Annotated in this window: 21 protein-coding genes; 8 read left to right on the top strand and 13 right to left on the bottom strand. The window is 71.8% G+C overall.

What is annotated here, in order from left to right; translation table 11 throughout:
• Positions 1-128: 128 nt before the first annotated feature.
• The 3 genes from ACFQ8Y_RS13160 to ACFQ8Y_RS13150 all read right to left on the bottom strand — a co-directional run bounded on the left by ACFQ8Y_RS13160 (position 129) and on the right by ACFQ8Y_RS13150 (position 3,388).
• Positions 129-1,439 carry an ABC transporter substrate-binding protein gene (locus ACFQ8Y_RS13160; protein WP_430562619.1) on the bottom strand — a complete coding sequence of 437 codons (1,311 nt, stop codon included), beginning with the start codon at positions 1,437-1,439 and terminating at the stop codon, positions 129-131.
• 99 nt (positions 1,440-1,538) lie between these two features.
• Entirely contained in the window at positions 1,539-2,456 is a 918-nt protein-coding gene (locus ACFQ8Y_RS13155; protein WP_430585720.1) for a carbohydrate ABC transporter permease, read from the bottom strand.
• Positions 2,453-3,388, bottom strand: a complete 936-nt coding sequence (locus ACFQ8Y_RS13150) for a carbohydrate ABC transporter permease (RefSeq protein ID WP_430585734.1) — start codon at positions 3,386-3,388, stop codon at positions 2,453-2,455. Before ACFQ8Y_RS13150 ends, ACFQ8Y_RS13155 begins: the two co-directional genes overlap by 4 nt.
• 164 nt (positions 3,389-3,552) lie before the next feature.
• On the opposite strand from ACFQ8Y_RS13150, the gene ACFQ8Y_RS13145 reads away from it, so the two are divergent.
• The 4 genes from ACFQ8Y_RS13145 (at position 3,553) to ACFQ8Y_RS13130 (ending at position 7,775) form a co-directional block, all read left to right on the top strand.
• Positions 3,553-4,674 (top strand): LacI family DNA-binding transcriptional regulator, encoded by a 1,122-nt coding sequence (locus ACFQ8Y_RS13145; protein WP_430585719.1) that lies wholly within the window; start codon positions 3,553-3,555, stop codon positions 4,672-4,674.
• A gap of 107 nt (positions 4,675-4,781) precedes the next feature.
• The gene (locus ACFQ8Y_RS13140; RefSeq protein ID WP_430585718.1) at positions 4,782-6,656 is read left to right on the top strand and encodes a glycoside hydrolase family 2 protein; all 1,875 of its coding nucleotides are present in this window, start codon (positions 4,782-4,784) and stop codon (positions 6,654-6,656) included.
• A 275-nt stretch (positions 6,657-6,931) separates the two neighbouring features.
• The gene (locus tag ACFQ8Y_RS13135; protein WP_430562615.1) at positions 6,932-7,330 is read left to right on the top strand and encodes a VOC family protein; all 399 of its coding nucleotides are present in this window, start codon (positions 6,932-6,934) and stop codon (positions 7,328-7,330) included.
• Between the two features lie 34 nt (positions 7,331-7,364).
• The gene (locus ACFQ8Y_RS13130) at positions 7,365-7,775 is read left to right on the top strand and encodes a CatB-related O-acetyltransferase (protein ID WP_430585717.1); all 411 of its coding nucleotides are present in this window, start codon (positions 7,365-7,367) and stop codon (positions 7,773-7,775) included.
• On the opposite strand, the gene ACFQ8Y_RS13125 is transcribed toward ACFQ8Y_RS13130, so the two are convergent.
• A complete protein-coding gene (locus ACFQ8Y_RS13125) occupies positions 7,772-8,497 on the bottom strand; it encodes a ZIP family metal transporter (RefSeq protein ID WP_430550832.1) in 726 nt (241 codons plus the stop codon). The genes ACFQ8Y_RS13130 and ACFQ8Y_RS13125 overlap by 4 nt on opposite strands.
• A 92-nt stretch (positions 8,498-8,589) precedes the next feature.
• Here ACFQ8Y_RS13125 and ACFQ8Y_RS13120 point away from each other — a divergent pair, with 92 nt between their 5' ends.
• A complete protein-coding gene (locus ACFQ8Y_RS13120) occupies positions 8,590-9,030 on the top strand; it encodes a hypothetical protein (RefSeq protein WP_430562613.1) in 441 nt (146 codons plus the stop codon).
• Here ACFQ8Y_RS13120 and ACFQ8Y_RS13115 read toward each other — a convergent pair.
• From ACFQ8Y_RS13115 to ACFQ8Y_RS13100, 4 genes are all read right to left on the bottom strand, one after another.
• A complete protein-coding gene (locus ACFQ8Y_RS13115; protein ID WP_430585716.1) occupies positions 9,007-9,600 on the bottom strand; it encodes a DNA-3-methyladenine glycosylase I in 594 nt (197 codons plus the stop codon). The two genes, ACFQ8Y_RS13120 and ACFQ8Y_RS13115, sit on opposite strands and share 24 nt — an antisense overlap.
• Positions 9,601-9,664: 64 nt before the next feature.
• Entirely contained in the window at positions 9,665-10,549 is an 885-nt protein-coding gene (locus tag ACFQ8Y_RS13110; RefSeq protein ID WP_430550835.1) for a carbohydrate ABC transporter permease, read from the bottom strand.
• Entirely contained in the window at positions 10,546-11,478 is a 933-nt protein-coding gene (locus ACFQ8Y_RS13105) for a carbohydrate ABC transporter permease (protein WP_430562610.1), read from the bottom strand. Before ACFQ8Y_RS13105 ends, ACFQ8Y_RS13110 begins: the two co-directional genes overlap by 4 nt.
• Positions 11,479-11,484: 6 nt before the next feature.
• Positions 11,485-12,777 (bottom strand): ABC transporter substrate-binding protein, encoded by a 1,293-nt coding sequence (locus ACFQ8Y_RS13100; RefSeq protein WP_430585715.1) that lies wholly within the window; start codon positions 12,775-12,777, stop codon positions 11,485-11,487.
• Positions 12,778-13,034: 257 nt separating this feature from the next.
• Between ACFQ8Y_RS13100 and ACFQ8Y_RS13095 the strand changes: the two genes are divergently transcribed.
• The gene (locus tag ACFQ8Y_RS13095; RefSeq protein ID WP_430562609.1) at positions 13,035-13,805 is read left to right on the top strand and encodes an alpha/beta fold hydrolase; all 771 of its coding nucleotides are present in this window, start codon (positions 13,035-13,037) and stop codon (positions 13,803-13,805) included.
• A 24-nt stretch (positions 13,806-13,829) separates the two neighbouring features.
• On the opposite strand, the gene ACFQ8Y_RS13090 is transcribed toward ACFQ8Y_RS13095, so the two are convergent.
• Positions 13,830-15,041 (bottom strand): beta-ketoacyl-[acyl-carrier-protein] synthase family protein, encoded by a 1,212-nt coding sequence (locus tag ACFQ8Y_RS13090; RefSeq protein ID WP_430550839.1) that lies wholly within the window; start codon positions 15,039-15,041, stop codon positions 13,830-13,832.
• A gap of 230 nt (positions 15,042-15,271) precedes the next feature.
• Here ACFQ8Y_RS13090 and ACFQ8Y_RS13085 point away from each other — a divergent pair, with 230 nt between their 5' ends.
• Positions 15,272-16,765 carry an APC family permease gene (locus ACFQ8Y_RS13085; RefSeq protein WP_430550840.1) on the top strand — a complete coding sequence of 498 codons (1,494 nt, stop codon included), beginning with the start codon at positions 15,272-15,274 and terminating at the stop codon, positions 16,763-16,765.
• A gap of 25 nt (positions 16,766-16,790) precedes the next feature.
• Here ACFQ8Y_RS13085 and ACFQ8Y_RS13080 read toward each other — a convergent pair whose 3' ends face one another.
• Both ACFQ8Y_RS13080 and ACFQ8Y_RS13075 read right to left on the bottom strand, forming a co-directional pair.
• Complete coding sequence (locus ACFQ8Y_RS13080; RefSeq protein ID WP_430585714.1) at positions 16,791-17,876, bottom strand: HAD family hydrolase; 1,086 nt, start codon at positions 17,874-17,876, stop codon at positions 16,791-16,793.
• Positions 17,877-18,217: 341 nt separating this feature from the next.
• The gene (locus ACFQ8Y_RS13075; protein ID WP_430585713.1) at positions 18,218-18,889 is read right to left on the bottom strand and encodes a DUF4145 domain-containing protein; all 672 of its coding nucleotides are present in this window, start codon (positions 18,887-18,889) and stop codon (positions 18,218-18,220) included.
• Between the two features lie 281 nt (positions 18,890-19,170).
• On the opposite strand from ACFQ8Y_RS13075, the gene ACFQ8Y_RS13070 reads away from it, so the two are divergent.
• Positions 19,171-19,383: a hypothetical protein gene (locus tag ACFQ8Y_RS13070; protein ID WP_430585712.1), complete on the top strand. Its 213-nt coding sequence runs from the start codon at positions 19,171-19,173 to the stop codon at positions 19,381-19,383.
• A gap of 131 nt (positions 19,384-19,514) precedes the next feature.
• On the opposite strand, the gene ACFQ8Y_RS13065 is transcribed toward ACFQ8Y_RS13070, so the two are convergent.
• Both ACFQ8Y_RS13065 and ACFQ8Y_RS13060 read right to left on the bottom strand, forming a co-directional pair.
• Positions 19,515-19,721 (bottom strand): hypothetical protein, encoded by a 207-nt coding sequence (locus ACFQ8Y_RS13065; RefSeq protein WP_430585711.1) that lies wholly within the window; start codon positions 19,719-19,721, stop codon positions 19,515-19,517.
• A 5-nt stretch (positions 19,722-19,726) separates the two neighbouring features.
• Positions 19,727-21,367, bottom strand: a complete 1,641-nt coding sequence (locus ACFQ8Y_RS13060; protein WP_430585710.1) for a DUF222 domain-containing protein — start codon at positions 21,365-21,367, stop codon at positions 19,727-19,729.
• Positions 21,368-21,382 lie beyond the last annotated feature (15 nt).

Genomic DNA, 21,382 nt, shown 5'->3' with positions numbered 1-21,382 from the left:
GGGGCGGCTGGGGCCGGTTCCGGTGGGGGTGGGTGGGGCGGGGCGGGGGCCGGTGGCGGGGGGGGGGGGGGCGCGGGGGGGTGGGGCGGCGCGGGGGGGGGGCCGGGGGGGGCCCCCCACCCGGGGTGTCACTGCGCCTTGACGGTGTCCTGCACGTAGGCGAACCACTGGGCCGCGAACTGGTCCGCGTCGAGGTTGCCGTACTGCATCTCCTCGGACAGGCGCGCCATCTCGACCTCGATCTCGCCGTAGCCCTCGACCGGGACGGGGGCGGGCTCGGTGACGTCGTCGGCGTGGGTGTCCTCGTAGTCGAGCAGGCGGGAGTCGGGCGACCCGTCCTCGATCTTCATCGCGTCCTTCTGGGCGTCGGTGGCGGGCACACCCTTGCTGGTGCCGAAGATCTCGCCCACCTGCGGGTCGTTCGTCATGAAGTCGATGAACGCGGCCGCCGCGTCGGGGTGGGACGAGTTGGCGGACGCCGAGAGCATCACGCCGGAGTGCCAGTACATCTTCTTGCCGTCGTCACCCGTGGGGATGGGCATGAGCTCGAGGTCCTCGCTGCCGAGCTCCGCGGTGTAGTTGGGCATCAGCGTGTCCCAGTTCGCCTCGGCCACGACCTCGGCGGAGTTCAGGCCCGTCTTGGGCTCGAGCTGGGCCGCTCGCTTCGCCGGGAAGAAGGCCTGGGACTCGCGCAGGGGGGCCCACAGGTCGGTCCAGGCCTGCACGTCCTCCTGGGTGAACGCGATCTGGCCGTCGTCGGTGAAGGGTGCCTTGCCCTGCTGCACCAGCCACTGCAGGAACCACGGGTTGTTCCCCGTCATGTCGCCCACGGGGTACACCTGCGGGTCGTGCTTCGCGCCCGCCTCGGCGACGTCCGCGAACCACTGGACCAGGTCGTCCCAGGTGTAGCCCTCGGCCGGGGGCTCCATGCCCAGCTCCTTGAGGAGCTTCGCGTTGTAGATGATCGACTGGGTGTTGAGGCTGACGGGGACGGCGTAGGTCTTGCCCTCGATCTGACCCGATGCGAGCGCGGTGTCGTCCACGCCGCCGGTGTCGAGGTTGACGCCCACCTGGCCGTCGAGCTCGGCGAGCTGGCCCGTGGCGCCGTACTGCCGCACGTAGCCCGCGTCCATCTGGACGACGTCGGGCAGGGCGCTGCCCGCCGCCTCGGTGGAGCGTGCCGTCCAGTAGTCGTCCCAGGACTGGAACTGCGTCTGGATGGTGATGTTCGGGTGCTTCTCCTCGAAGGCGTCGATCGCCTTCTCGTACCTCGCGGCCCGGTCGTCGTTGCCCCACCACGCGAAGGACAGCGTGATGTCCTCGTCCGTGGAGACCTTGGCGGCCGGGCCGGCGTCGGCCCCGCCGTTCCCACAGGCGGCGGTCAGGCCGACCGTGACGGCGATGGCGGCGACGGCGCCGGAGAGTCGTGCGAGCTTCATGGGGGTTCCTCCGTCCCGCAGCACTGCGGGGGTCGGGCCTGGGCGGTCGTGCCCGCCGCGGCTGGTCGGTGTGTGATGGGTGGTGCAGGCGCGCGGGCGTCAGCCCTTGAGGCCTTGGGTGGCGACGCCGTCGACGATGTAGCGCTGGAAGAGGATGAAGAAGATCATCACGGGCAGCAGGGCCAGGACGGCCATGGCCATCTGTGCGCCGTAGTCGGACACGCTGGTCTGGTCGACGTACAACCGCAGCGCGATGGGCAGCGGGTACAGGTCGGGCTTCTTGAGGTAGAGCAGCGGGCCGAGGAAGTCGTTCCAGGACCAGATGAACGCGAAGATCGAGCTGGTGATGATCGCGGGGCGCATCAGCGGCAGCATGATCGATCCGAAGATGCGCCCGTGTCCCGCGCCGTCGATGCGGGCTGCCTCGTCCAGCTCGCGGGGCAGGTTCCGCATGAACTGGACCATGAGGAACACGAAGAACGCCTCGCCGGCGAGGAACTTCGGCGCGAGCAGGGGGATGAACGTGTTCACCATGCCGAGCTCGTTGAACATGATGTATTGCGGGATGATCACGACGTGGAACGGCAGCAGCAGCGTGCCGATCATGATCGCGAAGAAGATGCCCCGGCCGGGGAAGTCGATCCGCGCGAACGCGTACGCCGCCACGGTCGAGGACAGGATCACCCCGACCACCGACGCGACGGCGAGGATCATGGAGTTGCCGAAGAAGGTCCAGAACCCGACCCCGCCGATCCCGGACAACGCGGTCGCGAAGTTGGACAGCGACAGGTTGTCCGACCACAGGCTGATGTTCCCGATGATCTCGTTCGACGGCTTGAACGAGCTCATGAGCATCCACGCGGCCGGGTACAGCACCACGATCGTGCACACGACCATGAAGGCGTGGAACCCGACCGACCGGACACCCTTACGCCGCTTGGCCGCCTGACGCAGCGAGGTATCCACCACACGCGTCTCGCGCACGGGTGCGGGCTGGGAGAGGGTCGGGGCGCTCATCGGTTGTCTCCGGAGTAGTGGACCCAGGCGTTGGACGTCTTGAACAAGATCGCGGTGATCACGCCGACCACGACGACCAGGACCCAGGCCATGGCCGAGGCGTACCCCATGTCGAACTGTGCGAAGCCCTTGATGTACAGGTAGAGCGTGTAGAACAGGGTCGAGTCCGCGGGGCCGCCGGTGCCACCAGAGATGATGAACGCCGACCCGAACACCTGGAACGCGCCGATCGTCTCCAGCAGCAGGTTGAAGAACAGCACCGGGGACAGCATCGGGATCGTGATCCGCCAGAACTTGCGGACCGGGCCCGCACCATCCACCGCGGCCGCCTCGTACAGCTCGGCCGGGATCTGCTTCAACCCCGCGAGGAAGATGACCATCGGGGCGCCGAACGTCCACACCGCGAGCAGCACGAACATCGGCATCGTCTTGGACGGGTCACCCACCCAACCCCCGGCCGGCAGCCCGAACAGCTGCTGGATCCGGTCCACGATGCCGTCATCGATGAACATCGCCTTCCACACGATCGCGATCGACACGCTCGCGCCGATCAGGCTCGGGGCGTAGAAGATCGACCGGTACGCGCCCTGCCCGCGGTGCTTCATGTTCAGCACCATCGCGACCAGCAACGCCGCCGCGAGCTTGATCGGTGTGCCGACCAGCACATAGATCGCGGTCACCTTCGCCGACGTCCAGAACCGGGGGTCCTCGAACAACTTCACGAAGTTGTCGATCCCGACCCACGACGGCGGCCGGAACAAGTCGTAGTCCGTGAACGCCAGATACAACGACGCCACCATCGGGAACGCCGTCAACACCACAAAACCCACCAACCACGGCGACAAGAACGCGAACCCCGCACCAGCCTCACGACGGCGCTTGGCCACGCCTCGTGCGCGGTCCCGGCGGGGCGCGTCGGGTATCGCCGTCATCGGCTCACCGGTCACGGTCACAGAGCATCCGATCTCTCGGGGGTCGTCCTCGACCCGTGGTGCAACGTTGCGGTCTAACGTTGGATCACGATGAACTACGGAAGGCGTCGCCGTCAAGGGGTGACGCGCGGACCGGCCCAGGCCGGTAGGTGCGAGGGGGACGAGTGGTCGAGCAGGGCACGACGGACGGCGCGAGCCGGGGCACGGGTCGCGGACGGGTCAGGTCGCCGGGGATCAAGGACGTCGCGGCGGCGGCCGGGGTCTCGTGGAAGACGGTCTCGAACGTCGTGAACGGCACGGGGCGCGTCGGGGAGGCCACCCGTGCGCGGGTGGAGGGGGTCATCGCGGACCTCGGATACCGTCCGAGCCTCGCGGGCCGGCAGCTGAGGCAGGGGCGGACCAGGACCTTCGCCCTGGCGGTGCCGTGGATCCACGCGCCGTACTTCGCCGAGCTGGCGCACGTCATGATCGAGGTCGCCGGGGGCCGGGGGTATCGCGTGCTCATCGAGGAGACCCGTGGTGACCGGGACGTCGAGCTCGAGGTCGCGCGAGGGTTCGCCGTCCACGCGATCGACGGGATCGTCTTCTCGCCGCTGGCTCTCGGGCCGGCGGAGATCTCGGGGCTGCGAGGCGCGACGCCGATGGTGCTCCTGGGCGAGCGGGACGACCCCGGGCTGGCCGGTGGCCGGCGTACCGACCACGTGAGCATCGACAACGTGGGGGCGGCAGAGGAGGTCACGCGGCACCTGGTCGCGTCGGGCCGCAGGCGGCTCGGCTTCCTGGGGGCGGAGCCCGAGGCGCTCGCCCGGACCGGTGCGCCCCGGTTGCGGGGGTTCCGGGCGGCGTGCGCGGAGGCGGGGATCGAGGTCGACGAGCGCTGGATCCTGCCGGGCGGCCGGTTCTCGCGCGCGGACGGCGCCGCTGCCGTCGAGAGCGTGCTCGCCCGCACCGGGGAGATCGACGGCCTCGTGTGCGCCAACGACGAGCTGGCGCTGGGCGCCGTGTTCGCGCTGCGCACCAACGGGATCGGCGTGCCTGACGACGTGGCGGTCACGGGCTGGGACAACACGGAGGACGGGCGGTACGCGAACCCGTCGCTGACGACGGTGGCGCCCGACGTCCGGGCGATCGCGGAGGCGGCCGTGGACCGGCTCGTGCGCCGGATCGACCCGGCCGCCGGCCCGGACCTCGACGCGGCCGCGCAGGGCGACGGGGGCTCGGACGTCGTGGACCTGGTGGTGCCGCACCGGCTTCTGATGCGCGAGAGCACGCGCGCGGGCCGGTGATGATTCAACGTTGCATCCAGGGGTGATCCTGTGATCCACTCAGTGGCAGCGGCGAGGGTGAATCGGCCCCGACCGCCCTCTCGACGACGATGCAACGGAGCCCGCCGATGCCCTTCCTGCCCCTCGACCCGCCGTCCGCTCCGGGCGGCGTCGACGTCCCTCGCCCCGAGTACCCGCGCCCGCAGGTGGTGCGCGAGCGCTGGCTGAACCTCAACGGCACGTGGCAGTTCGAGCTGGACCGCGGCGACTCGGGGCTCGAGCGCGGCCTGCGCGAGCGGCCGCTGTCCGGCTCGATCACCGTGCCGTTCGCGCCCGAGTCGGAGCTGTCCGGGATCGGGGACACCGACTTCCTCGAGGCGGTCTGGTACCGCCGTGAGGTGACCGTCCCGGCCGAGTGGGCCGCGGTCGCCGGCGACGACACCCACGTGCTGCTGCACTTCGGCGCCGTCGACCACGACACCACCGTGTGGGTGGACGGCACCGAGGTGGTGCGCCACCGCGGAGGGTTCTCGCCCTTCACCGCCGACCTGCACGGCGTGGCGGCGCCCGGCGACACCGTGACCGTCGTCGTGCGGGCCCGTGACCCGCGCGACGCCCGGCAGGCCCGCGGCAAGCAGGCCACCTGGTACGCGAACACCCACTGCCAGTACACGCGCACCACGGGCATCTGGCAGACGGTGTGGCTGGAGCCCGTCCCGGGCGCCCACCTGCGCCGCCCGCGCGTCACGCCGCAGGTGGCGAGCAGCGCGTTCGACGTCGTCCTGCCGCTGACGGCGAACCGTTCCGGCCACACCGTCACCGCGACGCTCACCGACGCGGACGGCGTCGTGGCCACCGAGACGGCGCGCGCCGACGTCGACCTCGCGCCGGCGCTGCGCATCGTCGTTCCCGAGGGTCGCGTGCGGCTCTGGGGCCCGGGCGACCCGCACCTGTACGGCCTGCGGGTGGAGCTGCGCGACGGTGACGGCGCGATCGTCGACGCCGTGGAGTCCTACGCGGGCCTGCGGTCCGTCGCGATCGACGGCCAGGCCGTGCGGATCAACGGGCGAGCCGTCTTCCAGCGACTGGTGCTCGACCAGGGGTACTGGCCCGAGTCGCTCATGACGGCGCCGTCCGACGCCGCGCTCGTGCGCGACATCGAGCTCGGCCTCGAGGCCGGGTTCAACGGCGCGCGCCTGCACCAGAAGGTCTTCGAGGAGCGGTTCCTGTTCCACGCCGACCGCCTCGGCTACCTCGTGTGGGGCGAGTTCGGCGACTGGGGCGTGAGCGGGCAGGGCACCGTCGGCCACAACCAGCAGCCCACGGCGTCGTTCACCACCCAGTGGCTCGAGGTGCTGGAGCGCGACCACTCGCACCCGTCGATCATCGGCTGGTGCCCGCTCAACGAGACGCACCAGGACCTGCACGACCGGATGACCGTGCTCGACGACGTCACCCGCGGCATGTTCCTCGCCACCAAGCTCGCGGACCCCTCGCGGCCCGTCGTCGACGCCAGCGGCTACGCGCACCGCGTGCTCGAGACCGACGTCTGGGACTCCCACAGCTACGAGCAGGACCCGGAGCGGTTCGCGCGCCAGATGGCCGGGCTGGCCGACGGCGCGCCGTACGAGAACCGGCGCGAGGACGCGGCGATGTCCGTGCCGTACCGGGGGCAGCCCTACTTCGTCTCCGAGTACGGCGGCATCTGGTGGAACCCGGAGGCGGCGGCCGCCGCGGCGGGGAACGACACCGCCGAGTCGTGGGGCTACGGCCAGCGCGTCGCGGACGAGGAGGAGTTCCAAGGTCGGTTCCGCGGCCTCACCGAGGTGCTGCTCGGCGACCCGCTGATGTTCGGTTACTGCTACACCCAGCTCACCGACGTGTTCCAGGAGCAGAACGGCGTGTACCGCTTCGACCGGTCCGAGAAGCTCGACGTCGCCCGCGTCCGCGAGGTGCAGCAGCAGGTCGCCGCCGTCGAGGAGGCGGACCGCGCGGCGGTCTGACGCACGGACCGTCCCCGACGACGGCCCGGGCTGCTTGTCCCAGGCCGTCGTCGGCGGCAGGCCGCGGGTTCCTCGGCCGTGCGCGATCCGACCGTGGGCGAGCGGCGCGACGTCCGGCCCCAGCCCGAACGGGTCGATGCCGGGAGCCGCGCGGCGAGGGTGGTCATCGTGCCGACTCGAGAGCGGTCCAATTCGGTGGAGAAGGCGTCCAGGGTGTGCGAGGTTCCTCGTGCGACGACCGTCGCCGCAGGACGTCGGCACCTCGAGGGAGAGACATGACGAGCAGGTTCACCGAGCTGACCGTCGACTGCCACGACCCGGAACGGCTCGCGGCGTTCTGGTGCGCCGTCCTGGACTTCACGGTGCTCGACCGGAGCGACGACATGGTCGAGATCGCCTCCTGGGAGCCGACCGTCGAGGACATCCAGGCCCGTCAGATGCCGCCGACGATCGTGTTCACCCGGGTGCCGGAGGGCAAGAGCGTGAAGAACCGCCTCCACCTGGACGTGAGCCCGGTCGACCGCAGCACCGCCGACGAGGTCGCCCGCCTGCTCGACCTCGGCGCCACCCGGGCGGACGTCGGCCAGGGCGCCGACCGGACCTGGGTGGTCATGGCCGACCCCGAGGGCAACGAGTTCGACGTCCTGCGCACCCTCGCGCCCTCCGACTCCTGACCGACGAGAGGACTGCCGTCGCGATGCCGTCATCATGAACGGCGCCAACCACCGCCTGGACGGGCCGTCCACCTTCCCGTTCCCCACGATGGGGGGCGCGTGGGCGGAGCACTTCGACCTCATCACCGGCCTGCCCGGACGCGGGGACACGGTGGTGGGCCACGACGTCTGGTTCGGCCACGGGGTCACGGTCATGCCCGGTGTCCGCATCGGCCACGGCGCGATCGTCGCGGCCGGTGCCGTGGTCACCCGGGACGTGCCCGACTACGGGATCGTCGGCGGCAACCCCGCCCGGCTGCTGAGGACCCGGTACGGCGCCGACGACGTCGCGCGGCTCCTCGCCGTGGCGTGGTGGGACTGGCCGGTGGAGCACGTCACCAGGCACGTGCGGACGATCATGTCGGGAACGGTCTCCGAGCTCGAGGCGGCGGCGCCGGCGGCCTAGCCCAGCGCCGACAGCCCGAAGGCGGTCGCGAAGCCGAGCACGGTGACGAGCCCGGTGACCGGGCCGCCGAACTCGGTGGCCTCGGGGATCATCGTGTCGACCAGCATGGTGAGCAGCGCGCCGGCGGCGAAGGCCTGCACGACGGCGATGGTCACCGGGTCGGCGGTGCCCAGCGCCGCGTAGCCGACGCCCGCGGCGACCGCGGAGACCAGGGTGGTGCCGCCCCACAGCAGCGCCAGCCGGGCGGTGGACGTGCCCGCCTGGCGCAGCCCGACGGTGGCGGACATCGCCTCGGGCAGGTTGGAGATGAACACGGCGGCGAGGACCGCGACGCTCACCCCGCCACCCCCGACCAGGGTCGAGCCCAGCACCACCGACTCGGGGATGCCGTCCAGCACGGTGCCCAGCGCGATCGCGCCGCCCGACCCCTCCGACTGCGCGCCCGTGGACCGCTTGCGGTCCCGTCCTCCGCGCCGGTCGATGAGCAGGTCGCCGACGAAGAACGTCAGCGCACCGGCGGCCAGCCCCGCGAGCAGCACCCAGCCGCTCGCCGCCCGCGAGGCGTCCTCGACCAGGTCGTACGCGACCGCGCTGATGAGCACGCCCGCGCCGAACGCCATGATGAGGCCCGTGAGCCGCCGGCTCGGCGTCCGCCACAGCACGAGGGCGGCGCCGATCAGCAGCGACGAGCTGCCCAGCAGGCCCCACCAGAACCCGGTCATGCGGACATTGGACCAGGTGGCACGGTCGGCCGCCCGTCCACCCGACCGAGCCCTCGGGTGCGTCGCGCGGCCGGTGCTGCGAGCATCGCCGGATGGACCTGAAGGAGCTCGTGCGACCGGAGCCCACGTCGATGCCTCGCCGGATCGGGAGGGTCGCGCTCGGCGTGGCGCTCGCCGGGGCCGGCATCACCCACCTCACGGTCGCCCGCGAGGAGTTCCGGGCCCAGGTCCCCGCCTGGTTCCCGGTCGACGAGGACGTCACCGTCCTCGCGTCCGGGGCCGTGGAGATCGTGCTGGGCGGGTCGCTCGTGGCGCTCGCCCGGTGGAAGGTCGCGGTGGGACTGGTCGTCGCAGCCTTCTTCGTCGTGATCTTCCCCGGGAACGTCGGCCAGTGGCTCGAACGGAAGGACGGGTTCGGCCTCGACACCGACGCCAAGCGGTTCGCCCGGCTGTTCTTCCAGCCGGCTCTCGTCGCGCTCGCGCTCTGGTCGACGGGGGCGTTCGCCGCCCTACGCCGCGCCGCCCGCCACTGACCGGTGGCCCGTGACCACCGGGCACGTCGCGAGGTGGTCGTCCACGAGCCCGCAGGCCTGCATGGCCGCGTACGCCGTCGTCGGGCCGAAGAAGCGGAACCCCTCCTTCTTGAGGGTCTTGGCCATGGCCTTCGACTCGTCGGTCATGGCGGGCACCGTATGCCAGGACGCGAGTCGTACCACGCGCGGCTCCGGCGCGAACGACCAGAACAGCTCGTCGAGCGTGCGGCCGTCGTCGTGCAGGGCGAGCACGGCGCGGGCGTTGCCGATCGTGGCCTCGATCTTCTGCCGGTTGCGGATGATCCGGGCGTCGCCGAGCAGGCGCTCGACGTCGTCGGGGGTGAGGGCCGCGACCTTCTCCGGCTCGAACCCGGCGAACACCTCCCGGAACGCGGGGCGCTTGCGCAGCACGGTGATCCACGACAGGCCGGACTGGAAGCCCTCCAGCGCGATCCGCTCCAGCAGCGCGGCCTCGCCGTGCACGGGCACGCCCCACTCGGTGTCGTGGTACGCCTCGTACAGGGGGTCGCCGTCGCCGAAGCACCGGGCGGCGGGGGTGGTCGTCGTCATGCCCCCAGCCTGCCCGGTGCTCCCGACACCCGGCCGCGGTCGTCCACAGGCCCGCGTGGTCCGTTCAGCCCTTGACCGACCCGGACATCAGTCCGCCCATGAAGTACCGGCCCAGCAGCACGTACACGAGCAGCGTGGGCAGCGAGGCGAACAGTGCGCCCGCCATGGAGACGCCGTAGTCCTGCAGCAGCGCGCCGTTGGCGAGGTTGTTCAGCGCGAGGGTCACGGGCCCGTTCTGGCTGGACGAGAAGAACACGGCGAACAGGAAGTCGTTCCACGCCGACGTGAACTGCCAGATGAGCACGACGACGAAGCTCGGCACGGAGATCGGCAGCACGATCCACGCGTACGTGCGCAGCATGCCCGCGCCGTCGACGCGCGCCGCCTCGATCAGCTCCTGCGGCACGGTCATGTAGTAGTTGCGGAAGATCAGCGTCGTGATGGGGATGCCGTAGACGACGTGCAGCAGGATCAGCGCCGGGACGCCGCTCGGTACGCCCAGCCCGAGCACCAGCTGGTTCAGCGGGATCATCACCGCCTGGTACGGGATGAACATGCCGAACAGGATCAGCGTGAACACGAGGTCGGCGCCGGGGAACCGCCACCGCGACAGCACGAACCCGTTGAGCGACCCGAGGAAGGCCGAGATCAGCGCGGCCGGCACCACCATCTGCACGGTGCGCGCGATGGCGGGCGAGAGCGTGGACCACGCCGTCTCCCAGTTGGCCGTGGTCCACACCTGCGGCAGGTTCCACGCCCGGGTCGGGGCGGCGTCGCCCGGGCCCTTGAAGCTGGTCACGAGCAGCACGTACACCGGCACCAGCACCACGAGCACGAAGAGCAGCAGCACCAGGTAGCGCAGCGTGCGGCCCACGGTGAAGCGGCCCCGCGGCGCGGCACGGCGGCCGAGGTCGATGGGGCGTCCGGCCTCCTCGACGACGGCGGTCATCGCTTGTCCTGCCGGTGGGTGTGGACCAGGTACGGCACGATGACGATCGCCACGATGACCAGCAGGATCGTGCCGACGGCGGCCGCGTTGGCGTAGTCGAAGGCCGACTTGAACACGTACATGTCCACGGCGGGCACCTTGGTCTGGTAGTTCGCCGGCTTGGAGATCGACATGATGAGGTCGAACGCCTTGAGCGACATGTGGCCGATGATGATGAGCGCCGACAGCGCGATGGGCGACAGCTGCGGGAACAGCACGTGCCGGTACAGCTTCCACTCGCTCGCGCCGTCCACCCGGGCGGCCTCGCGCAGCTCGACGGGGATGCCGCGGAAGCCCGCGAGGAACAGCGCCATCACGTACCCCGAGAGCTGCCAGATCGCGGGGATCGCGATGGCGACGATGCCCACGGACACGTTGTTCCACCAGTTGTTCTGCAGCGCGTCCAGCCCGATCATCTGGAACAGCCGGTTGAGGCCCGACGCCTGCTCGCCCTGGTTGGAGTTGAGCAGCCACCGCCACACCACGCCCGACGCGATGAACGAGACCGCCATGGGGAACAGGTAGATCGACCGGAAGAACCCCTCGCCCCGCAGCGGCTTGTCGAGCAGCCAGGCCCACAGGAAGCCGATGATCATCGTGCCCACCAGGAACACCACGGTGTAGAGCACGAGGTTCGTCAGCGAGTGCTGGAACTCGTCGCTGGCCAGCAGGTCGAGGTAGTTGCGCAGCCCGACGCCCGTCGTCGGCGCCTGGCCCGTCGCCTGGGCGGCGGTGTGGTTGTCGGTCGCGGACTGGCGCGCGTTCGCCACGATGAGGCCGTAGACGAACACCCCGACCAGGACGAGGGAGGGCAGCAGCAGGAGCAGGGGCGCGCCGGCGCGGCGGACCGCCCGGCGCACCCCCGTCCGCCTGCGCGTGGCGGCGGGCATCGCGCCTCAGCCGGCGACCGCGGCGGCCAGCTCCGACTGGAACGTCGCCAGGTCCGACGCCCCCGAGGTGAACTTGCTCGTGGCGTCCGTGATGGCCGTCGAGATCGCCACCGGGACGGCGGCACCGTGCGCCAACGAGGACACGATGGTGTCGCTCTTGAACGCCTCCGCGGCGGACTGCTGGTACTCGCCGAAGGTCGACATGTCGATGTCGGTGCGGGCCGGGATGGAGCCCTTGGCCTTGTTGAACGCCTCCTGCCCCTCGGCCGAACCCACCGTCTCGAGCCACGCCTTGGCCCCGCCGGGGTGCGGGGCGCCCACCGGCAGCGTGAACGAGTCGGCGAGGAAGTCGAAGACGCCGTCCGTGCCCGGCACGGCGTACGCCGAGTAGTCGGTGCCGAGCTCCTGCTTCTGCTCCACGTACGACGCCTCAGCCCAGTCGCCCATCACGGTGAACCCGGCCTTGCCGTCGATGACGAGCTGCTGCGACTCCGGCCAGTCGAGGCCGTCCCGGTCGGTGTTCGTGTAGCCCATGAGCGTCTCGAAGTCCTCCAGCGCCGCCTTGACCTCGGGGCCGCTCCAGTCGGTGGAGCCGTCCCACAGCCCGGAGTAGCCTTCGGCACCCAGGTCGGACAGCAGCACCGTCTCGAGGAGCTGCACCTGCGTCCACGCCTGCGCGATCGCGAGCGGCGTGACGCCCGCGTCCTTCAGCTTGGCCAGGTCGTCCATCCACGACGAGAGGTCGGGGTAGGTGGCGTCCGGGTCGAGACCGGCGTCGGTGAGCACCTGCCGGTTGGTCCACACCACGTTGGCGCGGTGGATGTTCGACGGGATCGAGTAGATCTCGCCGTCGTCGGCCTTCAGCCGGTCCACGAGGTCGGGCGGGAAGGCGTCGGTCAGCCCGAACTCGTCGTAGAGGTCGGAGACGGGCTCGATCTGCGCGGCGTCGATGTAGTCCTGCAGCTCCGCGCCCGCGTGGGCCTGGAAGGTGTCCGGCGGGTCCTGCGCCTGCAGGCGGGTCTGCAGCAGGTCCTTCGCCTGCGACCCCGCGCCACCGGCCACGGCCCCGTTGATGAACGTCACGTCCGGGTGCTGCTCGTCGAACACCTTGACCAGCGCGTCCAGGCCGGCCTTCTCCGACCCGGCGGCCCACCAGGTGAAGACCTCCACCTCGTCCGCGCCGCCGCTGCCGCTGCCGCCGCTCTCCGGTTCACCGCCGTTGCTGCCGCACGCGGCCAACGCCAACGCCGCCACGGCCGCGACCGCGGCGACCGCCGACGTCCTGGGAGCTCCTCGCATGTGCCTCACCCCTACGCCCTCGGGCCGGTGGGGGGTCGGTGCGCGCGGCACCGGCCTGGCGCGTCCTTGCGCCCCGGTCTCGCTCTCATCGCACGACCGGCGCGGTCACGGTGTCAAGGCACCCGGGGAACCTTCGCCCGAATCGTGACCGGAAGTCACCCGTGGGACATCGTCGTCGACGTACCGAAGAAGAGGGAGGAGACGCAGCCCCGGAACGCCGGGCTCGGGTGAACTCCGGGACGCTAGGCTCCCGGGCCGTGACCTCAGAGCTGACGATCCACACCGCCGGCGACGCCGCCTCCCCCACGGTCGTGGTGCTGCACGGCCTCACCGACGCGGGCGACAACTTCCCCGACCTGGTGCACCGCTGGCAGCAGGACTGGCGCATCGTCGCGCCGAGCATGCGCGGCCACGGCACGTCGCCACGGTTCCGCGACGACGAGCTGGGCGGCACGGCCGAGCTGATGCTCGCCGACGTGCTCGCCGTCCTCGACGACCAGCCGGAGCCCGTCGTGCTGCTGGGGCACTCGATGGGCGGCGCGCTCGCGCTGCGCGCGGCGGTCGCCCGGCCGGCGGCGGTGCGCGCGCTGGTGCTCGAGGACCCGCCGCGTGCGGACGGCGGCCCCAGCCCGGCCGAGCACGCCGCCGGGTTCCTCGCGTTCGTCGAGGGCGTGAGCGCGCGTGTCGCGCAGGGCGAGCTCGACGCGCTCGTCACGGAGAGCGCGTGGAGCCCGCCCGAGGCCCGGGCCTGGGCGCGATGCAAGCCGCAGGTCCAGCGCGACTACCTGCGCCGGGGGCTGCACCTCGGTCGCGAGAGCTGGGCCGACCTCGTGTCCCGGCTGACGGTGCCGACCCTGCTGGTCCTGCCCGACCGGGACAGCGTCGGCCCGGCGCCCGACGAGCCCGGCCCGACCAACCCGCTGCTGCGCACCGTCGTCGTCGCCGACGCCGGCCACTGCGTGCGCCGCGACCAGCCCGACGCCTACTTCGAGGCGGTCGAGGGCTTCCTGGCCTCCGCCCTCTCCTGACGGTTCCGGCGCCGGTTCCGGCGCTCATCCCCGCGACAGCACCAGCGCGGCGCTGTGCCCGCCGAAGCCGAAGGCGTCGACGAGCGCGTGCCGCGCCGTCGTCGTCCGGGGCGCTGTGACGACGTCGAGGTCGACGGCCGGGTCGGGGTCGTCGAGGTTGATGGTCGGCGGCACGACGCCGTCGCGCAGCGCCAGCAGCGCGACCAGCGCGCCCAGGGCGCCGGACGCCCCGAGCAGGTGACCCGTGGACGCCTTCGTGGCGGTCACGGCGGGCGGGCTGCCGAGCGCGGCGCGCAGGGCCGCGGCCTCGTTGACGTCGCCCATCGGCGTGGACGTCGCGTGCGCGTGCACCAGCCCGACGTCGCCCGGTTCCAGGCCGGCGTCGCGCAGCGCGAGCGTGATGGTCCGGGCCTGGTTGGCCGGGTCGCCGCCGACGATGTCGAACGCGTCGGAGGTGAGGGACGCGCCGTCCACGGCCCCCAGGACCGTCGCGCCCCGCGCGCGGGCGTGCTCCTCGGCCTCGAGCACCACGAGCACGGCTCCCTCGCCCATGACGAAGCCGTCGCGGTGGACGTCGAACGGGCGCGAGGCGCGCAGCGGCTCGTCGTTGCGCGTCGACAGGGCGCGGACCCGGCCGAACCCGGTGAGGGACAGCGGCACGATGCTGGCCTCCGCCCCGCCGCACACGACGACGTCCGCCGCCCCCGAGCGGATCAGGTCGCGGCCCTGGGCGATCGCCTCCACCCCCGCGGCGCACGCGCTCACCGGGGCGCGGGCCCCGGCCTTGGCCCGCAGGTCGAGGGAGAGGTAGGCGGCCGGGCCGTTCGCCATCGCCATCGTGATGGTGTGCGGGGACACGCGGCGGTAGCCGGCCGTCCCGAGGACGTCCTGCATGGCGACGGTCGTCGCGATGCCGCCGTGCGCGGTGCCGACGGCCACGGCGACCCGGGTGGGGTCCACGTCCGGCGACCCCGCCGACGCCCAGGCCTCCCGGCCCGCGACCAGCGTCAGCTGCTCCACCCGGTCGCGCGCGCGGCGCTCGGGCACGCTCAGCCCGGCGGCGAAGGAGTCGTCCGCCCGCGCGGCGATGCGCACCGGCAGCGTGCCGGCCCACTCCTCCGTGATCGCGCCGGCACCGTTCGCACCGGCCCGCAGGGCCGCCCACGTCTCCTCGACCGTGCCGCCGACGGGCGTGACCGCCCCCGCTCCCGTGACCACCGTTCGTCGCACCCGCATGCACCTCGTCAGTCCGGTTGCCCCCTGCACCCGCACCGTGCGAGACCTTGTTGCGCGCAACTCTGCCCTGCCCGCCCGCGCGTCGCCCATGCAGGTCAGGCCTCGGCGCGGTTCCATGAGGGGACTGAAGGACGGCCAGGCCCGCGCGACGAGGCGAGGGGCACGGACGAACCGTGCGAGAGCACGATCCACGCGAGAGCACGATCCACTGCAGGATCCAGGAGGTCGCGATGAGTCAGACGATCGACCAGGCGGGCGGCGGGGCGGGCGGCACCGCCCCCGAACCGGGCCTCAAGCGGGTGATGGGGCGCAAGCTTCTGCTGCTCTTCATCGTCGGGGACATCCTCGGCACCGGCGTCTACGCCCTCACCGGGCAGGTCGCCGGCGAGGTGGGCGGCGCGGCCTGGGCGCCGTTCCTCATCGCGTTCCTGGTGGCGACCCTCACCGCGTTCTCGTACCTGGAGCTGGTCACCAAGTACCCCCAGGCCGCCGGCGCCGCGCTATACACGCACAAGGCGTTCGGCATCCACTTCGTCACGTTCATCATCGCGTTCATGGTGATGTGCTCCGGCATCACGTCGGCGTCGACGGCGTCGAACGCGTTCGCGGGCTTCCTCAACGACGGCTTCGGGCTCGGCCTCGAGCCCGGCGGCTCCGGGCTGCTGCTCATCGCGCTCGGGTTCATGACCCTCGTCGCGCTGGTGAACTTCCGCGGCGTCGGCGAGAGCGTCAAGGCGAACGTGGTGCTCACCCTCGTGGAGCTGTCCGGCCTGCTCATGGTCATCTTCGTCGGAATGTGGGGCATGACCCAGGGGCGGGCGGACTTCTCCCGCGTGGTCGTCTTCGAGAGCGCCGACGACAAGAGCGTCTTCCTCGCCGTGACGGCGGCGACGACGCTCGCGTTCTTCGCGATGGTGGGCTTCGAGGACTCCGTGAACATGGCCGAGGAGTGCCGCGACCCCGTGAAGGACTTTCCGCGCACCATGCTCACGGGCCTGTCCATCACGGGGCTCATCTACGTGCTCGTCGCGATCACCGCGGTCGCGCTGGTGCCGGTGGGCGACCTGGCCGACGACTCGAAGGGCTCCGCCCTCACCCAGGTGGTGGCCGCCGGGGCTCCGGGCCTGCCGTTCGACACGATCTTCCCGTTCATCGGCATGTTCGCCGTCGCGAACTCCGCGCTGATCAACATGCTCATGGCGTCCCGCCTGCTGTACGGGCTGGCGCACCAGGGCGTGCTGCCGCGCAGCTTCGGCAGGGTGCACCGCACCCGCAAGACGCCGTGGGTGTCGATCATCGTCACCACGCTCATCTCGTTCGGGCTCATCATCTACGTGGTCCGTGCCAGCGCGACCGAGGCCGGCTCGGACGCGATCAGCCTGCTGGGCGGCACGACGTCGCTGCTGCTGCTCACCGTGTTCGCGGTGGTGAACGTGGCGCTGCTGGTGCTGCGCCGCAAGCCCGTGCAGCACGAGCACTTCCGCACCAAGACGTGGATCGCGCTGCTCGGCGCCGTCACCTGTGCCTTCCTCGCGGGTCCGTGGGCGCGCAACGAGGAGCAGCAGGAGCAGTACGTCATCGCCGGCGGGCTGCTCGCCGTCGGCATCGTGCTGTCGTTCGTCACCTGGCTGTACAACCGCACCGTGCGGCACGAGCCCACCGAGTTCGAGCACGTCGAGGAGCTCGACGAGGACCGGCCGCAGGCGGGCTACCCGAAGCGCTGACGGGCGCGTCCGGCGGTCGGCCGACTCAAGGAGTCACCCGGCCGTCGACGCCGTGCTCGGCCAGCAGGTCGACGAGCGCAGGGATGCCGTCGTCGACCGTCCAGCACACCGCCGCGAGACCGGCCGTGCGGGCGCCCTCGACGTTCGCCGGCCGGTCGTCGACGAACAGGATCGACGCGGGGTCCGCGCCGATCCGGCGTGCCGCCTCGACGAAGAACGCCGGGTCCGGCTTCGCGACGCCCAGGTCGTGGGAGTAGCAACTGACGTCGAACAGGTCGTCGTAGCCGAGCGTCCCGCGCAGGTAGGCCGCCCGGTGGCGGTCCTGGTTGGTGCCCAGGTGGATGCCGTAGCCGTTGCGCCGCAGGGCGTCGACGACCGCGAACGTCTGCGGCGCCGTCTCGACGCGGCACCAGACGTCGGCGAACACCTGCTCGACCGGCGCGGTCACGCCCTGCTCCGTGAGCACCTCGGCCAGCAGGAGCAGCAGGTCGCCCTCGCCTGCGAGCGTCGGCCGCTCGGCCTTCCACGCCCGGTGCACGACGTCGCGTGCACGCTCCCCGGCGTGCGGCTCCATCAGCGCGTACCACCCGCCGGGTACGACCTGCAGCACGTCGTCGGCGTCGAACAGCACGTGCCGGATCGGCGACTCCGCGACGGCGCGCAGCGACCCCGGGCTGGTGGGCGCCTGCACGAGGCCGTCGGGCAGCGGCGTCGGGTCGTGACGGACGTACGGCACGACGCCGACCTGGAGCTCGTCCTCGTACACGCGCGTGCCCGGGTCGGCGCTGCGCACGACGTCGACCGCGACGCCGTGCGCAGCCAGGATCGCGCACAGCCGGTCCACGCCGTCCTGCACGGCAACCGGGAGCGGGGTGCGGAACCATGTCACCGCGCCGACCGTGTTGCCGTCGGCGTAGAAGTCCGGGTTCTGCAGGTGCTCGAGGAACCAGTCGTGGAGGTCGAGATACTCCGCCACCTCCCCGTCGGTGAGCACGCCCGCACGACGGAGATGGTCGACGGCCACGAAGATCCCGACCTCGACACCCAGTCGGCCGCGGTAGGTCGCCTGGACACGGACGAAGGTCTCGGGGGTGCCCTCCGGGGTGCTCACGGACGGATCGTGGCAGGTCGCCGGCGGGCGGCGCACGCGCATTGCGGCAGACGCTCGTCGCCGCGCCCGTGCACCGACCCTCAGGCGTCGCCTCAGGACCAGGGCTCTGGTGCTTCGGCCTCAGGCGGGGCGGTATCAGGGCGCACGGATGCGCCGGGTCGGGGTGCACGGGGTCCCGGTGTCGAGGGACCGGATCCGTCGGGGCCGGTGGGTTCCGCCGGAGGGTCGTGGTGCTCCCGCCCGGTCGGCGAGGTCCAGGTGAGGGTGCCGTCCGGGCCGAGCACGCCATGCCACGTCGACTGGTGCTTGATCACGTGATGCGGTGTGCGCGTCTTACAACATCAGTTTCCTGTGTCGCTCGCTGCCCTCTTCGCGCTCTCAGCGGCCAGGCGAACCTCACGCGCGGCCTTTGCGCGTTCACGCTTCGCCCGGGACTCGAACAGTTCGGTCAGGAGGTCGTCCATCAGCACGAGGACTTCCTCGGCCTCCTCGCTGGTGATGGCGGCCGCGACGTCGTCACCGTGGGCAACGTCGTTGCCCACGAGGCGGATTGCGTGGGCTGACTCGCGGGTGTCCTCTCGAATCTCGCCGTCCTCTGCGAGGGCGTCGATCTTCGCCATGAGGGTGCCCGTGGTCTTCCCGAACTTCTTTGCCGAGGCTTCGACCACTGCTCGCGCCACGGCGAGTGCCGCGCGCTCCGACCCTGCCGCATGGCAGTACCACGCCTCCGTCGCCGCGCTGCCTATCGGTTCCGGGACGTCCGGGAACTCGCGGTACGCCCCGGGAGGCGGGTTCCAGACGGGGTGGTCGAATGACTGGGGTTCCACGGTGTCGCGGTAGCGCCCGGGGTCGTCGGTGGACCACCAGGTGGCAACGCTGATCCGATGGCAGTTGTCACAGGTGAAAGCAGCATCAGTTACGTATCGGTCGTGGTACTGGCCACGTGTGATTGCGGTTCCGTGGGGGGTCATGTGGACCGCGCGCCTGCACCAACCACACGTCGTCTCAGCCATGTCGGGGACAGTAGCGGCACGTGATGACACTGGTGGGCCGGGGCGACGGATTCACCCGGGTGGAGACGGGCGATGGGGCCATCGGTCTGCCCCTGGATGCCCCGGCTGGGCTCGGCCCGAACGCTTGAACCTTTGATTACATGCGGAGACAAGTTTCCTGGCACGGGGCTGCCCGGGGGCCTCGCCTCAAAGAAACCCGGGTGGTGTGACGGTGGCGCGCGGCATGCCTGGCCGAGGTCGTTCGCTCAGCGAAACCGCTGGCCGGTCCCTAGTCTTCGAAGGTGGCGATGACACGGCTCGGACGCATCAGGTTGTGGTGCGGCTGCGCAATCTTCGTCGGCGGCCTTGTTCTCATCGTCGTCTTTAGGCTCATGGACCTCACGCTTCTCGCGTTGATCGGCGTTGTGCTGTCCCTCGTCGGCATGGCCACGGCGTACCAGGCCTATCGCGATGACCACAGGCGCCCGCGAGGCGGCGGCCAAGGGCGTTCTTGATCCGCGCGCCGCGCATCGGCATGCCGGGGCGCTCCGGTAGGGGCTGACGTGCCCTGGGGGGTCTCCCAAGGGGGCGGGGTGTCTTGTGACCCGGGGGTGTGGCTGACGAGGGTGTGCCTGGGACGGCCCTGTCAGCGCCGTCCCAGGGTGCGGCGCAGGGTCAGGAATGTAATCAGTCCGGCGCTCACCCCGACGATCCCGAGAATGCTGAGGTACGCCCAAGTCGGTAGAGAGCCGCCCGCAGCCATGAGGACGATCATGGCGAGCAGCATGGCGGCGGCGACGGCCAGCACCGATGCCAGCCAGATGAGAGCGTCCGACAACCGGCTCCACTGCATGCTTGTCAACGTAGCCGAGCCAGATAGGCAATTCCTGCCGAGGCGAGGGGGCACGGTGACCCCGGCCGACTCGCCGCCGCCATGGGTTGGAATGACCCGGCCAGGGTCACCGTGGTTCGGCGGTGGGCTGCTCCAGCCCGCGCCGGGTGGCCTCGGCCATGGCCTCGGTGAAGCGGCGCCAGGCGCTCAGGTCGCGCCCGAGGGTGAACTGGTAGAGCTCCCGCGCCTCGCGCATGCGGGCCAGCACCTCGTGGTCGGGCACCCCGCCCCAGGGGCCGACCACGACGGGCGCCGGGGGTGGGGGCGGCGGGCTGAGCCTGGCAGCCAGGACGTCGGTCGGCACGAACGATGCGGCCTCGGCCAGCACCTGGCGGCGGCGCTCGGCGGCACGGTCGGCCAGGGCTTGCTGGTGCTCGGTGCGGGCGTCGTGGGCGAACCGCTGAGGGCTGCCGGCACAGGTGTGCCAGGTTGTCCGCGACCGTGCGCTCGCCGTCGGACCATGCGACCACGTGGTCGACGTCGCACCGCGCCGCTGCGCGGGTGCAGCCCGGGAACCGGCAGACGCCGTCGCGCGCCCGGAGGAAGTCGCGCAGCGCCGCGGGGACCGTGTACGTGCCGGGGTCGATGGTGAGCACGCTGCCGTTCACCGGGTCGACGAGCAGCCGGCGCAGCGACGGCGCCCCGGCCGTGAGCGTCGAGGCGGTCGCCGCGTCCACCGGCCCGTGGCCGTCGAGGTCGCCCGCCGCGTCCGGGGCGCCCAGCAGCGAGAGCACCGGCACCGTCACTCGCACGGTCGGCGTGATGCGGCGGGCGATCTCGGCGAGGTCCGGCACGGAACCCCGGCCCTCGACGCCGCCGTCGGTGCCGTCGTCGGTGCCCGTGAGGAGCAGGCCGGCGACCGCGTCCGCGCGAAGCTGCGCGAGCGTGCGGGGGTCTCCGGCCTCCTGCGCCCGTCGTCCCGCGACGGTGAGGCGGTCGTGGGCGGCGTGGGCCGCGTGCGCAGTCAGGGGAGCGGTGAGCCAGGCCATGCCGTCGGCACCGGGGTCGACGTAGACGGCTCGCGACTCCACGGCCCGGCGATGCCGCTCGACGAACGGCTCGGGGTGGGCGAGGTCTCGTGCGCGACGCAGGTGCCGACGCAGCTGCGGCACGGTGCAGGCCGCGGCGCGGGGCAGCACGGCGGCCTCGACCAGGGCGCGTGCTTCCGTGGTCGGGAGCTCTGCCAGCGTGTCCGCGATCGCGGTGGCGTGGGCCAGCGAGAGGCGGCCTTGCCGGAGCCCGTCGAGGGTGGCGTGCCCCGCCTCTCCGGCGCGCACCGCCAGGGTGTGCGCCGTGTCGACGAGGTGGGCGGCCGCCTGTTCGGTGAGGCGCAGCGCCGTCGCCAGGTCGGCCGTGAAGGCGCGCCGGGCGAGGTCGCGGCGCCGTCCTGCACCGGCGCGGCCCAGCTCCACGTCGTCGTGCACGAGCAGCGCCGACTCGGCGCGCTCTGCGGCGATCCCGGCCCGCGCCACGACGGCGAGCCTGCGTGCCTCGAGCGCGTCGACCTGCCGCTGGAGCTCCACGACCTCGTCGATGGCCGTCGACACGATCGCGAGCGACGGCGCCGCCGGGGGCGGGTCGGGGAAGCCGGGCATCGTCTCGAACACGTGTTCGAACCTACC

It is taken from the genome of Isoptericola sp. NPDC056605 (genome assembly GCF_042792795.1).
Lineage (GTDB): Bacteria > Actinomycetota > Actinomycetes > Actinomycetales > Cellulomonadaceae > Isoptericola.
The sequence above is the reverse complement of the archived record's forward strand: the minus strand, read 5'-3'. Positions and strand labels throughout refer to the sequence as shown.